Origin of the sequence: Bradyrhizobium sp. CCBAU 25338 (assembly GCF_028128965.1) — a bacterium.
Classification (GTDB): domain Bacteria; phylum Pseudomonadota; class Alphaproteobacteria; order Rhizobiales; family Xanthobacteraceae; genus Bradyrhizobium; species Bradyrhizobium liaoningense.
The window spans coordinates 642,800-656,195 of record NZ_LFKY01000003.1; the positions used below are offsets into that span (position 1 = coordinate 642,800).

Annotated in this window: 11 protein-coding genes; 8 read left to right on the forward strand and 3 right to left on the reverse strand. The window is 64.5% G+C overall.

Annotated features, from left to right (window positions below; genetic code table 11):
* Positions 1 to 636 carry an HAD-IA family hydrolase gene (locus tag ACM42_RS08230; RefSeq protein ID WP_271527428.1) on the forward strand — a complete coding sequence of 212 codons (636 nt, stop codon included), beginning with the start codon at positions 1 to 3 and terminating at the stop codon, positions 634 to 636.
* Between the two features lie 39 nt (positions 637 to 675).
* Here ACM42_RS08230 and mtnA read toward each other — a convergent pair whose 3' ends face one another.
* The 3 genes from mtnA to ACM42_RS08245 all read right to left on the reverse strand — a co-directional run bounded on the left by mtnA (position 676) and on the right by ACM42_RS08245 (position 3,227).
* Positions 676 to 1,782 carry an S-methyl-5-thioribose-1-phosphate isomerase gene (gene mtnA / locus ACM42_RS08235; RefSeq protein WP_271527429.1) on the reverse strand — a complete coding sequence of 369 codons (1,107 nt, stop codon included), beginning with the start codon at positions 1,780 to 1,782 and terminating at the stop codon, positions 676 to 678.
* Between the two features lie 18 nt (positions 1,783 to 1,800).
* Positions 1,801 to 2,676 carry an S-methyl-5'-thioadenosine phosphorylase gene (locus ACM42_RS08240; RefSeq protein WP_271527430.1) on the reverse strand — a complete coding sequence of 292 codons (876 nt, stop codon included), beginning with the start codon at positions 2,674 to 2,676 and terminating at the stop codon, positions 1,801 to 1,803.
* A gap of 278 nt (positions 2,677 to 2,954) precedes the next feature.
* Positions 2,955 to 3,227, reverse strand: coding sequence for a phosphopantetheine-binding protein (locus ACM42_RS08245; protein ID WP_271527431.1), 273 nt, complete (start codon positions 3,225 to 3,227; stop codon positions 2,955 to 2,957).
* 357 nt (positions 3,228 to 3,584) lie between these two features.
* On the opposite strand from ACM42_RS08245, the gene ACM42_RS08250 reads away from it, so the two are divergent.
* The 7 genes from ACM42_RS08250 to ACM42_RS08280 all read left to right on the forward strand — a co-directional run bounded on the left by ACM42_RS08250 (position 3,585) and on the right by ACM42_RS08280 (position 13,242).
* On the forward strand, positions 3,585 to 4,802 hold the full coding sequence (locus tag ACM42_RS08250) for an acyl-CoA dehydrogenase family protein (protein ID WP_271527432.1): 1,218 nt from the start codon (positions 3,585 to 3,587) through the stop codon (positions 4,800 to 4,802).
* Positions 4,803 to 4,858: 56 nt separating this feature from the next.
* The gene (locus tag ACM42_RS08255) at positions 4,859 to 5,839 is read left to right on the forward strand and encodes an amino acid--[acyl-carrier-protein] ligase (protein ID WP_271527433.1); all 981 of its coding nucleotides are present in this window, start codon (positions 4,859 to 4,861) and stop codon (positions 5,837 to 5,839) included.
* A gap of 36 nt (positions 5,840 to 5,875) precedes the next feature.
* Positions 5,876 to 6,751 (forward strand): acyl-CoA acyltransferase, encoded by an 876-nt coding sequence (locus tag ACM42_RS08260; protein ID WP_271527434.1) that lies wholly within the window; start codon positions 5,876 to 5,878, stop codon positions 6,749 to 6,751.
* A 258-nt stretch (positions 6,752 to 7,009) separates the two neighbouring features.
* Positions 7,010 to 9,877 (forward strand): PAS-domain containing protein, encoded by a 2,868-nt coding sequence (locus ACM42_RS08265; RefSeq protein ID WP_271527435.1) that lies wholly within the window; start codon positions 7,010 to 7,012, stop codon positions 9,875 to 9,877.
* 202 nt (positions 9,878 to 10,079) lie between these two features.
* Positions 10,080 to 11,057, forward strand: coding sequence for a tripartite tricarboxylate transporter substrate binding protein (locus tag ACM42_RS08270; RefSeq protein WP_271527436.1), 978 nt, complete (start codon positions 10,080 to 10,082; stop codon positions 11,055 to 11,057).
* A 186-nt stretch (positions 11,058 to 11,243) separates the two neighbouring features.
* Positions 11,244 to 11,729 (forward strand): tripartite tricarboxylate transporter TctB family protein, encoded by a 486-nt coding sequence (locus ACM42_RS08275; protein ID WP_271527437.1) that lies wholly within the window; start codon positions 11,244 to 11,246, stop codon positions 11,727 to 11,729.
* Between the two features lie 4 nt (positions 11,730 to 11,733).
* Entirely contained in the window at positions 11,734 to 13,242 is a 1,509-nt protein-coding gene (locus ACM42_RS08280; protein ID WP_271527438.1) for a tripartite tricarboxylate transporter permease, read from the forward strand.
* Positions 13,243 to 13,396: the final 154 nt, after the last annotated feature.

Here is a 13,396-nt window from a genome sequence, read left to right on the forward strand (position 1 = left end):
TTGACGATCGAGGCTGTGATCTTTGATTTTGGCGGCGTGCTGACGAGCTCACCATTCGAGGCGTTCACGCGGTTCGAGACCGAGCGCGGCCTGCCCATCGATATCATCCGGCGCACCAACGCCGCCAACCACCTGGAGAACGCCTGGGCCAAGTTCGAGCGGGCCGAGGTGGACATCGACACCTTCGACGAGTTGTTCGCCGCGGAATCGCTCGCGCTTGGCGCGGAAGTGCGCGGCCGTGACGTGCTGCCGCTGCTGCAGGGCGATCTGCGCCCGGAAATGGTCGAGGCTCTGAAGCGTATCAAGGCGCAGTTCAAGACCGGCTGCATCACCAACAATTTGCCGGCGAACGCCATCGGCAGCCTGACGGGACGATCCCTCTACATCGCCGAAGTGATGGTGTTGTTCGATCACGTCATCGAATCCGCCAAGATCGGACTGCGCAAGCCCGACCCGCGCATCTACCGGATGATGGTCGAGACGCTGAAGGTCGATCCGAACAATTGCGTCTATCTCGACGATCTCGGCGTCAACCTGAAGCCCGCGCGTCAGATGGGCATGACGACGATCAAGGTCACAGGCGGTGCCCAGGCGATTGCGGAACTCGAGGCGGCGACGGGATTGAAGCTGAGCTAGCTGGCGCGTCACTGTGAGACATCTCGCCTGGCAAACTGCCTACTCCGCCGCAGCAACAACCCGCTCCGGGAACGCAGCCGCGAGCGACTCACGATCCGGCTTCAGCACACCGCGTTCGGTAATGAGACCCGTGACGAGCCGCGCCGGCGTCACGTCGAATGCGTAGTTCGCGACCGGCGAGTTCTCCGGCACGATGCGCACCGTCTCCAGCCTTCCGTCCGCGGTGCGGCCGGTCATGTCGGTGACTTCCGTGCCGCTGCGCTGCTCGATCGGGATGTCGCGGATGCCATCATGGACGGCGAAGTCGATCGTCGGCGACGGCAGCGCGACGTAGAACGGCACGCCATTGTCATGCGCGGCAAGCGCCTTCAGATAGGTGCCGATCTTGTTGCAGACGTCGCCATTGGCGGCGACGCGGTCGGTGCCGACGATGGCGAGATCGACCATGCCGTGCTGCATCAGGTGTCCGCCGGTATTGTCCGGGATCACGGTGTGCGGCACGCCGTGATGGCCGAGCTCCCAGGCCGTCAGCGAGGCGCCCTGGTTGCGCGGCCGGGTCTCGTCGACCCAGACATGGATCTTGAGGCCGCGCTCATGCGCGAGATAGATCGGCGCCGTCGCCGTGCCCCAATCGACGGTGGCGAGCCAGCCGGCGTTGCAATGGGTCAGCACGTTGACCGCCTGCCCCGGCTTCTTGGCCGCGATCGCCTCGATCAGCTTCAGACCGTTGCCGGCGATGCCGCGGTTGATCTCGACGTCCTGCTCGACGATCTCGTCGGCGCGCGCATAGGCCGATTCGGCTCTTTCAAGGGGGTCGATCGGCGCGAGCGTCGCGCGCATCTCGTCCAGGGCCCATTTCAGATTGATCGCGGTCGGCCGCGCCACGATGAGCGTGTCATAGGCGCGCTTCAGGCCTGCATCCGAGGCATCCTCGCGCATCGCGAGAGCCATTCCATAGGCCGCGGTGGCACCGATCAGCGGCGCGCCGCGCACCAGCATGTCGCGAATCGCGACGGCCGCGTCCTCGCAAGAGGTGAGGCGCGCGATGATGAACTCGTGCGGCAATCGGCGCTGGTCGATCGCACCGACCGACCAGCCGTCACGCTCGCGCCAGATGCTGCGGAAATGCTTGCCGTCGACCTTCATGGCATTCTGCCTTTCACATCACGCCCGCAGGATGCGGCCTGCCACAGCGTCGAGCTTCTTCAGAAGCTCCGGGTCGCGCGCCTCCGGCGCCGTGATCAGCGCGGTGTCGAGCGCACGGTCCGAACCAATCGGGCACGGCTCGTGCTCGCGCGGGAAATCCTTCGCCAGCCGCGCCACCAGCGCCTTCGCCTTGTCGGCGTTCGAGGTCAGCACGCGGATGATGTCCTGAACGGTGACGGCATCGTGATCGGGATGCCAGCAGTCGAAATCAGTCACCATCGCGACTGTGGCGTAGCAGATCTCCGCCTCGCGCGCGAGCTTCGCCTCGGGCATGTTGGTCATGCCGATCACGGAATAGCCAAGGGTCTTGTAGGTCATGCTTTCCGCATAGGTGGAGAATTGCGGCCCCTCCATGCAGACATAAGTGCCGCCGCGCGCGATCGCGATGCCCTCGGCCTCGGCCGCCGCCGCGAGGTGGATGCGCAGCCGTGGCGACACCGGATGCGCCATCGACACATGCGCGACGCAGCCGCGGCCGAAGAACGAGCTCTCTCGCTTGTAGGTGCGGTCGACGAACTGGTCGACGAGAACGAAAGTGCCGGGCGGCAGTTCCTCCCTGAAGGAGCCGCAGGCCGAGAGCGAGATCAGGTCGGTGACGCCGGCCCGCTTCAGCACGTCGATATTGGCGCGATAGTTGATGTCGGAGGGGGACAGCCGGTGGCCCTTGTCATGCCGCGGCAGGAACACGATCGGCAGGCCGGCGATGGAGCCACGCCGCAAGGGCGCAGACGGCTCGCCCCAGGGGCTCTTGATCACCTCCTCGCGCGCACCCTCGAGGCCCGGGAGGTCATAGATGCCCGAGCCGCCGATGATACCCAATACCGCCTGCGTCATGCCTGCTCCAACCTGTCCGCCATGTGTGACATGGTTGAGCTATGCCAGCTTTGCGGCGGATTTGGAACGGGGCTGGAGGGGCGATGGCGGTGGTGTCGGAGGCGCGAGACTGCGCCTCATACCTGGTGTCGTCCCCGCGAACGCGGGGACCCATACCGCGGGATCTATCGAGGTGGCTGGTCGCAATCCCGAACGACTAATCTTCGCCAAACTCCTCGCTGGGGTTATGGGTCCCTGCGTTCGCAGGGACGACACCGGAGAGGGAGTAGCGCCCTTAATTAAGCCGCGGTCGCCGGCCGCAGGTGGTTCGCGAGCATCCGCTCCAGCGTCTCGACGGACTGGAAATTCTCCGGCGTGATCTCGGATTGCGGGATGGTGAAATCGAACTCGGCTTCGACGCCGAGCATCAGATTGACCATGTCCATCGAAGTCAGGCCGACATCAACGAGCCTCGCGGAAGACGTGACGTCTGCGGTGAGTGAATTCTGTTCGAGGATGCCCTTCACCAGCTTGATGATGCGATTGCGCACGTCGGTATTGAAGGCCTGCATCGGCAAATTCCCATCTGTCTATCGAGGTCGGACCGAACTGCCCGCTACGATGGGCACGGCTTGCCGGTCCTGCAATGGGCGTCACCAATACTTCGCGTTTCTTAGTAAACGATGACTCAGATTGTCCGGAATTCAGGCTTCTTCCCGAAGTCCTAACGCGACGCCGGAAAATCCGGTGATGCAAACAACCGGCCCTTAACTGTTCGTCCGGAATTGGGCTTTGTTTACCCTCTATTTCATCGACGAATTTGAATTAAATCCGTAACCTCGTCTCACAAGCAAAGATGGCCGGAGGATCACCGGCGGCATCGCGAATGATGCCGGCGATCTCGAACGGCAACCCGGAGGCGGATGAGCATGAACGTGCGTGAAGCGGTCCTTACTGTCGACGAAACGCAGACGAGCTTCCTCGAGCAGGGTCCCTCCCTGATCGAGCGTGCCGCCCGGACCGCCGCCGCTGCGGCGGCCGACGCAGACACAGTCGATCGCGACGCCCGTTTCCCGCATAAGGCCTTCGACGTCGCGCGTGAGCAGAAGCTGCTCGGCGTGATGGTTCCGGTCGAGTTCGGCGGCTTTGGCGCTTCGATCCATGACGTCACCGACATCTGCTACACGCTCGGACGCGCCTGCGCGTCCACCGCGATGATCTACGCGATGCACCAGACCAAGGTCGCCTGCATCATCAGGCACGGCCATGGCATTCCCTGGATGGAGACCATGATGCGCCGGGTCGCCCGCGACCAGTGGCTGCTCGCCTCCTCCACCACCGAGGGCCAGAATGGCGGCAACATCCGCGCCAGCGCCGCCGCGGTCGACCACGCCGGCGACACAGTTTCGCTGGTGCGAGACGCCACCGTGATCTCCTACGGCGCCGAGGCCGACGGTCTCGTCACCATCGCCCGCCGCGCCACCGAGGCCGCTGCCTCCGACCAGGTGCTGCTGGCGCTCGCCAAGGACGATTATTCGCTGAAGCGGACGCTTGGCTGGGAAACGCTCGGCATGCGCGGCACCTGCTCGACCGGGTTCGAGCTGAAGGTCGACTGCCCTGCCGACCGCGTCTTCCCTGAAGCCTATGACAAGATCCACGCCCAGACCATGACACCATTCGCGCATCTATGCTGGTCGTCGGCCTGGGCCGGCATTGCCGCCGCCGCGGTGACCCGTGCGCAGGCCTTCATCCGCAAGGCGGCGCGCTCCTCCGGCGGACAAATGCCGCCGGCCGCGGCGCATTTCACCGCCGCCAAGATGTCGCTGGCCAAGCTGCGCGCCCTGATCGCCGCCAACATCGACGCTTTCGCCCGCGCGGAGCATGACGAGCGTGCGCTGAGCTCGCTCGACTTCCAGTCCTCGATCACCCTGCTGAAGGTGCAGGCCTCCGAGCTCGCGGTCGAGACCGTGATGCATGCGATGCGCACCGCGGGTCTTTCCGGCTACCGCAACGACGGCGAGTTCACCATGGGCCGCCATCTGCGCGACGTGCTGTCGTCGCCGATCATGATCAACAACGACCGCATCCTGGCCAACGCCGCGACGTCGACGCTGATGAGCGGAGTGCCGACGAGCCTTCGCGACTGAAATGCCTCGGCGACTGAATCAAAAAGAACAATTTTGAGATAGCAGGACATCGAACCATGAATATTGCCGTCCTCCCCGACTCGCCCGCCACCGCCCCGCAGATGATCGATCCGCTCGATCATCTCGCCGACAAGCTGTTCCACCGCATGGGGGCCGACGGCGTCTACGCCCGCACCGCACTCTATGAGGGCGTCGTCGAGAAGCTCGCCGCGCTGATCACCAGCCATCGCGAGACCGGCACCGAGGTGATGCGCTTCCCGCCGGTCATGAGCCGCGCCCAGCTGGAGAAATCCGGCTATCTCAAGAGCTTTCCGAACCTGCTCGGCTGCGTCTGCGGCCTGCACGGCACCGAGCGCGAGATCAATGCCGCGGTGAGCCGCTTCGACGCCGGCGGCGACTGGACGACCTCGTTGTCTCCCGCCGATCTCGTGCTGTCACCCGCCGCCTGCTATCCGGTCTACCCGATTGCGGCGAGCCGTGGCCAATTGCCGAAGGGCGGCCTGCGCTTCGACGTCGCGGCGGATTGCTTCCGCCGCGAGCCGTCGAAGCATCTCGACCGGCTGCAATCGTTCCGGATGCGCGAGTATGTCTGCGTCGGCAGCCCCGAGGACGTCGCCGACTTCCGCGAGCGCTGGATGGTGCGCGCGCAGGCGATCGCCCGCGATCTCGGCCTCACCTTCCGCGTCGATTACGCCAGCGATCCTTTCTTCGGCCGGGTCGGCCAGATGAAGGCGGTGAGCCAGAAGCAGCAGCAGCTCAAGTTCGAGCTCCTTATCCCGCTGCGCTCGGAAGAGCAGCCGACCGCCTGCATGAGCTTCAATTATCATCGCGAGCATTTCGGCACGACCTGGGGAATCCAGGACGCCAATGGCGAGCCGGCCCATACCGGCTGCGTTGCCTTCGGCATGGACCGCCTGGCCGTCGCCATGTTCCACACCCACGGCACCGATCTTTCCGCCTGGCCTGCCAAGGTGCGGGACGTCCTGGGCCTGCAGCCGCATGTCGCGGCCGAGGCTCATGGCGAAGGCTGGCGCTAAGGCAAGAGGTCGACCATTTCCACGGGCAAGACGAGCGTGATCCACACCAAGATCCGATGCCGCGAGATCACCGAGTCCGACGTCGACAAGATCGCGGACTTGCTGACGCGCGGCTTCGTCGGACGTTCGCGCGAATACTGGATGCAGGGCCTTCGCCGGCAGGCCTTCCGGCCGGTACCGGAGGGCTATCCGCGCTTCGGCTACATGCTCGACGATGGCGGCATGCCGGTCGGCGTGCTGCTCTTGATCTACACGGCGCGCAAGGATGGCGAAGAGACCCCCATCCGGTGCAATCTGTCGAGCTGGTATGTCGACCCGGCCTACCGCAACTACGCCCCGCTGCTGACCAAGATCGCCCAGCGGCACAAGGACGTCACTTATTTCAACATCAGCCCGGCGCCGTGGACCTGGCCGATCATCGAGACGCAGGGCTTTCGCGCCTATTGCCGTGGCATATTCTTCTCGGTCCCTGCGCTGGCGCGCGCTCCGCGCTGGAGCGAGATCGAGGTCATCCCGCCACACGCCAAGGAGATCAAGGGGCTTTCCGAAACCGAGACCGAGCTTTTGACGCGGCATGCGCGCTACAATTGCCTCAGCCTCGTCTGCCGCACGCCGAAGGGAACGTTCCCCTTCATCCTGCAACCGGTTCGCATCCGCCGCGGTTTTATCGCACCGCCCGCGATGAAGCTGATCTATTGCCGTAGCGCCGCGGAATATGCCGAATGCGCCGGCCGCATCGGCCGGTTGCTGCTGCGGCTCGGCAAGGTCTCGGTGGCCGTCGACGCCAACGGTCCGGTTGCCGGCCTCGTCGGCATCTACACCGAGCGGCGCGGCCGCAAATACTTCAAGGGCCCGCACCGGCCGCAGCTTGGCGACCTCACGGACACGGAGCTCGTGCTGTACGGGCCGTAAAGAAGCCCGGTCCCGAGGCTATCCTCCCTGCGGATGCACTGCGTGCATGCACCAGTGCGCTCGCAGAGACGACACCGCGATACGTGTCGACACCTCGGCCGACTTTTGCAGGCGCCCTCCTATTTCGTCGCATCTCTGCATCGCCGGTCACCCTCCATAAACTACTGCGCTTAAGGGAATTTTCCAGCCTCTTCGCTACCGTCGGCGGCTGAATTAGGTTGCGTTGAACCTATTGCCTGCCGAGGTCCCGCCGACCCCATGACGTCGAGCCGCGACGAAGAGCTTGCTGCACACAGTGAGCAGGGCCCGGACGCCCTGGTCGCGCTGAGCCAACTCGCGCTCGACCATATGGAGCAGGGAGTCTGCGTCTACGACGCCGACAATCGCATCTTGCTGGTCAATCAACGTTACCTCTCCTTCTTCGACATGTCTGCCGACATCGTGCGCGTCGGCACGAGCTACCGTGAGGTGCTCGCGCATAGCGCGCGGCGTGGCAACTTTCCGGAAAGCGAGCTCGACGCGTTGTATTCGGCGCGGATCGCGCAGATCGCCGCCGGCAAGCCGTTCCAGACCGAGCAGCGGCTTGCGAGCGGCCTCGTCATGTCGCTCGATCTGAAGCCACTCCCCGGCGGCGGCTGGATGACGATCTGCGACGATGTCAGCCGCCTCGCCCGGCTCGAAGCGGAATTGCGCGTGCAGACCGAGCGGAGCCAGCACGCCCTCGCCAACATGTCGCATGGCCTCATCATGTACGACGTCGACAGCCGCGTCGTCCTCTGCAACGAACGGTTCCTGAAGCTCTACGATCTCGATCCTGAGATCGTGAAGCCGGGCGTCCCGCATTGTGCGGTGATTGAGCACTGGATGTCGCGCGGCAACCTGCCGGGCATGTCGAACGACGAATTTTACGAAAGCCGGCTGGAAGACGTGCGCCGCAGGAAGGCGAAAACCCTGCTGGTGATGCGTTACGACGGACGGATGGTCCAGGCGGTCTCCCGCTTCCTGCCCGACGGCGGCTGGGTGACGGTGCACGAGGACGTCACGGAGCGGCTGCAATACGAGGAAACGCTGAGGCAGCAGAACTTCATCCTCGATGCGGCGCTGGAGAACATGGCGCACGGGCTCGCCTTCTACGACAGCGACATGCGCCTTCGCGTCTGCAACGCCACCTACCGCAAGATCTACCGGCTGTCGCCGGAGGAGACCAGGCCCGGCGCGCATCTCGCCGAGCTGATCGAGCGTTCGATGGCGAAGGGCGCATTCTCCTCCGAATACAGTCCGCAACAGCTCCTCGAAGCCGCCTGCACGAGCATTGCGAACCGCGATTCCTCGCCAATGCGCCGACGCATGGCGAACGACACCGTGGTGTCGGTGCGCTACTGCGCACTCGCAGAGGGCGGCTTCGTCGCCACCTATGAGGACATCACCGAGCGCGAGCACGCGGTCGAGGAGCTGAGCGAGCAATATCGGCGATTCGACGCTGCACTGAACAACATGAGCCAGGGCCTGTGCATGCTCGATTCGAGCCTGCGCGTGATCGTCTGCAACCGCCGTTTTCTCGAGATGTACGGGCTGTCGCCGGAGATCGTGAAGCCCGGCGTCTCGATGCGAGAGATCATGGAGTACGGCTGCGAGCTCGGCATCCATCCGAACATGACCGGCGCCAAACTCTATGCCGAATATGTCGAGAGGTTGCGCGAGGGCGAGCACACGTTGCACCGGCACTTGAGCGACGGCCGCATCATCAAGCTCAATCACAAGCGGATGGATCACGGCGGCTGGGTCGTCACCTACGAGGACGTCACCGAGCGTCACAAGGCCCAGGCCCGGGTGGCGCATATGGCGCAGCACGATTCGCTCACCGACCTGCCCAACCGCACGCTGTTCCGCGAGAAGATGGGCGAAGGACTGAACCAGGTCGCGATCGCCGGCGGCGCCATGGCCGTGCTGTGCTTCGACCTCGACAACTTCAAGACCGTCAACGATCGCCTCGGCCACGCCGCAGGCGACCGCCTGCTGCGCTGGGTCGCAGCGCGTCTGAAGGAGAATGTCGGCGAGCACGATACCGTCGCCCGCCTCGGCGGCGACGAGTTCGCCATCCTCCAGCGCGGACCGCAGCCGCAATCGGCCGAGGAACTCGCCCGCCGCCTCGTCGACATCATCGGTCATCCGCCGCCGCTGGAGAGTCAGTCGATCCATGTCGGCGTCTCCGTCGGCATCGCGATCGCACCCGACCATGGGCTCGATGCCGACGAGCTGATGAAATGCGCCGACCTCGCGCTGTACCAGGCCAAGGCCAAGGGGCGCGGAGCCTATCAGCTGTTCGAGCCTGAGATGGAGGAAGAGGCGCGCAGCCGGCACGCGCTGGAGCAGGATCTGGTTGGCGCGCTGGAAGGACGTGAATTCCACCTGGTGTTCCAGCCACAGATGCGGCTCGATTCCTGCGAGCTCACCGGCTTCGAGGCGCTGCTGCGCTGGAAACATCCCTCGCGCGGCTTCGTCTCTCCGGCCGAGTTCATTCCGATTGCGGAGGAGAACGGGCTGATCGTACCGATCGGCGAATGGGTGCTGCGCACGGCCTGCGCGGCCGCCGCGTCCTGGCCCGATGTCACCGTCGCGGTGAACCTGTCCCCGGTGCAGTTCCGCTCGCGCGGGCTGGTGGCGATGGTCACGAGCGCACTTGCGGAAGCCGGCCTGCCGCCGCAGCGGCTGGAGCTCGAGGTCACGGAGACGGCGCTGCTCGATGACAGCGAGGCGACGATCGAGATCCTGCACCAGCTCCGCACGTTGGGAGTGCGCGTCAGCCTCGACGATTTCGGCGTCGGCTATTCCTCGCTGAGCTATTTGCGCAAGTTCCCCTTCGACCGCATCAAGATCGACCGCTCCTTTGTCGGCACGCTCGGCGAAAGCCCGGAGAGCGTTGCCATCGTCCGAACGATCGCAAGCCTCGGCTCCGTGCTCGGCGTCGAGACCACGGCGGAGGGGGTGGAGACCGAGGAGCAGCTCGATTTCGTTCGCGAATGCGGCTGCACTGCCGTGCAAGGCTATTATTTCGGCAAGCCGTGTCTCGCATCGGAGGTCAGCCGCACCATCGAGACGCTGAACATGGTCCGGCGCGTGGCCTAACGGCCTCTCCCCTCAAATTCCGCCTCTCGGCACGCGGCCGAACGACGAATTGTCGCATGTGCCGGCTCTGCCGGCATGGCCCCACCGATCGCCGCGCGCGGTCCGCGCAATGCGCTTTTCTTCTCCCTCGATTTCAGGAACAATCGTCTCACAAGAACAAGAGGCGGTGGCCCAAAGGGGCCGCTGCAAGGGAGGCGTTTCGATGTCGGGATACGGGCTGAAGACGATCGCATTTGCCGCGGCGTACGCTGTCATGGGCGCATTGTTCCCCACTGCCGCCGGTGCGCAGGACTATCCCAGCAAGCCGATCACGTTGATCGTGCCGTGGCCGGCCGGCGGATCGACCGATATCTCGATGCGCGCGATCGCCGACAGCGCCTCGAAGATCCTGGGTCAGCCGATCGTGATCGACAACAAGGCCGGCGGCGGCGGCACGGTGGGACCGGCGACCATGGCGGCGGCCGCGAAGCCTGACGGCTACACCATCTCGCAGATCCCCATCACGGTGTTCCGTCTGCCGCTGATGCAGGAGGTGTCGTGGGATCCGGCGAAGGATTTCAGCTACATCGTCCATCTCACCGGCTACACTTTCGGCGTCACGACCAGTGCGGAGTCTCAGTTCAAGAGCTGGAAGGACGTGGTGGAGTTCGCCAAGGCGAACCCGGGCAAGGTGACCTACGCCACGCCGGGTGCCGGCACCTCGCTGCATATCGGCATGGAGCAGATCGCCTCGATGTCCGGCATCAAGCTGACGCAGGTCCCTTTCAAGGGCGGCGCAGAGACCAACGCAGCCGTGCTGGGACAGCACACCATGCTCCAGGCTGATTCCACGGGATGGCGACCGCTGGTCGACGCCGGAAAGCTGCGGCTGCTGATGGTCTGGACCGGCGCGCGCTCGCCGAACTACCCGGATGTGCCGACGCTGAAGGAGCTCGGCTATCCCATGGTCTATGATTCCCCGTTCGGCATCGCCGGCCCGAAGGGCATGGATCCCAAGATCGTCGCCAAGCTGCACGATGCCTTCAAGAAGGCGATCGAAGACCCGGCAGTCGTGGCGACGCTCGCCAAATACGACATGGTTCCGAACTACAAGAACACCGAGGACTACAAGAAGTTCGTCGTCGAGGTCACGGCCTCCGAGCGCAAGGTGATCGAGACGCTCGGGCTTGCGAAGAAGTAGAGCTGAGCTACTTACGCGTCCCGGACGCGGTGCAGCGCTTCTTCAACGCTGCACCGCAGAGCCGGGACCCCACCTTTTGCCCAACTTCATGGGCCCCGGCTCGGCGGCGCATCACCATAGCGCGTTGAAGACGCGAGTGAACGCACTTACGGTGCTGCGCCGCGTCCGGGGCACGAGAGGGAATCGATGAGCAACCAAACCAACGTCAAGCTCCGCCTCAGCAATTCCGAGCTCTGGGGCGGGGTGATCGGGCTCGCGCTTGGCGGCTTCGTGATCTGGTCGAGCTTGAAGCTCAGGCTCGGCACCATCAACGATCCCGGCTCGGGCTACGTGCTGTTCTATACGGGCATCATGATGTGCGTGTTCGCAGGCGCCATCATCGTCTCGGCCGTCACCGAGGGCGGTCCGACACTGGCCTCGCGCTGGGAGAATGTGCGCTGGAGCAAGCCGCTTCTCGTCATCGCCTGCCTCACCGCATTCTCGTTCGCGCTGGAGCCGCTGGGATTCCTGTTGTCGTCGATCCCGCTGATGCTGCTGCTGTTGCGGCTGATCGATCCGGTGCGCTGGACGTTGGCAGTCCCGATCGCCGTGCTGGTGCCATCAGGCATGTGGTGGGTGCTCAAGCGGCTGCTGTTGATCCAGTTGCCCTCAGGCCTGTTCGGGATCGGTTGATCGCATGGATACGCTTGTCAATGTGGCCCATGGATTCGGCGTCGCGCTGCTGCCGATCAACCTGCTCTACTGCTTCATCGGCGTCTTCATCGGCACGCTGGTCGGCGTGCTGCCGGGCATCGGGCCGATCTCGGCAATGTCGCTGCTGCTGCCCGTGACGTTGTCGGGGACACCGGAATCCGGCATCATCATGATGGCCGGCATCTATTACGGCTCGATGTATGGCGGCTCGACCACCTCGATCCTGGTCAACATCCCCGGCGAGGCCGCCTCCGTCGTCACCTGCATCGACGGCCACCAGATGGCGAAGCAGGGCCGTGCGGGCCCCGCCCTCGGCATCTCCGCTTTCGGCTCCTTCGCCGCGGGCACGTTTGCGCTGATCGCCCTGATGCTGGTGGCGCCGAAGCTTGCCAGCATTGCCATCGCCTTCGGCCCGGCCGAGTATTTCAGCCTGATGGTGCTCGGCCTCGTCGTGCTCACCTTCCTCACCCAGGGATCGATGCCGAAGGCACTGCTGATGGCGTGCATCGGTGTCGTGCTCGGGCTGGTCGGGCTCGACAGCATCACCGCGCAGCCGCGGCTGACCTTCGGCCGCATGGAATTGATCGACGGCATCGGCCTCGTGCCCGTCGTGATGGGCCTGTTCGGCGTCGCCGAAGTGCTGCTCAACACCGAGCAGGCCATCAAGCGCGACATCATCAACGCCAAGATCACCCATCTCCTGCCCAGCAAAGAGGACTGGAAGGCGAGCGCAGGTCCGGTCGGCCGCGGCACGATCCTCGGCTTCTTCCTCGGCATCCTGCCGGGCGGCGGCGCGGTGGTGGCGTCCTTCGCCTCCTATGCGCTGGAGAAGCGGCTGTCGAAGACGCCCGAGCGTTTCGGGCATGGCGCGATCGAAGGCGTCGCGGGACCGGAATCGGCGAACAATGCCGCGGCGGGCGGGGCCTTCATTCCACTGATGACGCTCGGCATCCCGCCGAATGTGGTGATGGCGCTGCTGCTCGGAGCCTTCGTCATTCACGGCCTGCAGCCGGGACCGCTGCTGATCACGCAGAATCCAGGCCTGTTCTGGGGCATCGTCGCCAGCATGTATATCGGCAACGTCATGCTGCTGATCCTGAACCTGCCGATGATCGGCATGTGGGTGCAGCTGCTCAAGCTGCCCTACAACATCCTGTTCCCCCTGATCATCCTGTTCACGATCATCGGCGTCTATTGCTCGAGCAACAACGTGTTCGACGTCCATGTGATGATCGCGTTCGGGATCATCGGCTATTTCATGCGCAAGCTCGGCTATGAGCCGGCGCCACTCGTGCTCGCCTTCGTGCTGGGGCCGATGATGGAGAACAATCTGCGCAAGTCGCTGATCCTGTCGCAGGGCGATCTTTGGACCTTCGTGCAGCGGCCGATCTCGGGGCTGTGCCTGACGCTGGCGCTCGTGCTGCTGATCGCGCCGCTGCTGCCATCGCTGCGCAAGAAGCGCGAGCTTGTGGCGCTGGACGAGGGGGCGTGAAGGTCTGTAGGGTGGGTAGGCTGCAGATGCGCGAAGCGCGTTCGCTCGGCGCAACCCACCTCCTCTCGCCACCGTTGTTCCTCATCAGGCTATGTTGGCCATTTGTCGCAGGTTTGCTCGCCGTGGTCATTCGCTGCTATGCGTTGCAACGGGA

Excerpts from the sequence above, each read along its gene's own strand:
- ACM42_RS08245 (WP_271527431.1), bottom strand. The coding sequence starts at position 3,227 with ATGCAGGCCTTCAATACCGACGTGCGCAATCGCATCATCAAGCTGGTG.
- ACM42_RS08240 (WP_271527430.1), bottom strand. The coding sequence starts at position 2,676 with ATGACGCAGGCGGTATTGGGTATCATCGGCGGCTCGGGCATCTATGAC.
- mtnA (WP_271527429.1), bottom strand. The coding sequence starts at position 1,782 with ATGAAGGTCGACGGCAAGCATTTCCGCAGCATCTGGCGCGAGCGTGAC.
- ACM42_RS08265 (WP_271527435.1), top strand. The coding sequence starts at position 7,010 with ATGACGTCGAGCCGCGACGAAGAGCTTGCTGCACACAGTGAGCAGGGC.
- ACM42_RS08275 (WP_271527437.1), top strand. The coding sequence starts at position 11,244 with ATGAGCAACCAAACCAACGTCAAGCTCCGCCTCAGCAATTCCGAGCTC.
- ACM42_RS08270 (WP_271527436.1), top strand. The coding sequence starts at position 10,080 with ATGTCGGGATACGGGCTGAAGACGATCGCATTTGCCGCGGCGTACGCT.
- ACM42_RS08250 (WP_271527432.1), top strand. The coding sequence starts at position 3,585 with ATGAACGTGCGTGAAGCGGTCCTTACTGTCGACGAAACGCAGACGAGC.
- ACM42_RS08255 (WP_271527433.1), top strand. The coding sequence starts at position 4,859 with ATGAATATTGCCGTCCTCCCCGACTCGCCCGCCACCGCCCCGCAGATG.
- ACM42_RS08280 (WP_271527438.1), top strand. The coding sequence starts at position 11,734 with ATGGATACGCTTGTCAATGTGGCCCATGGATTCGGCGTCGCGCTGCTG.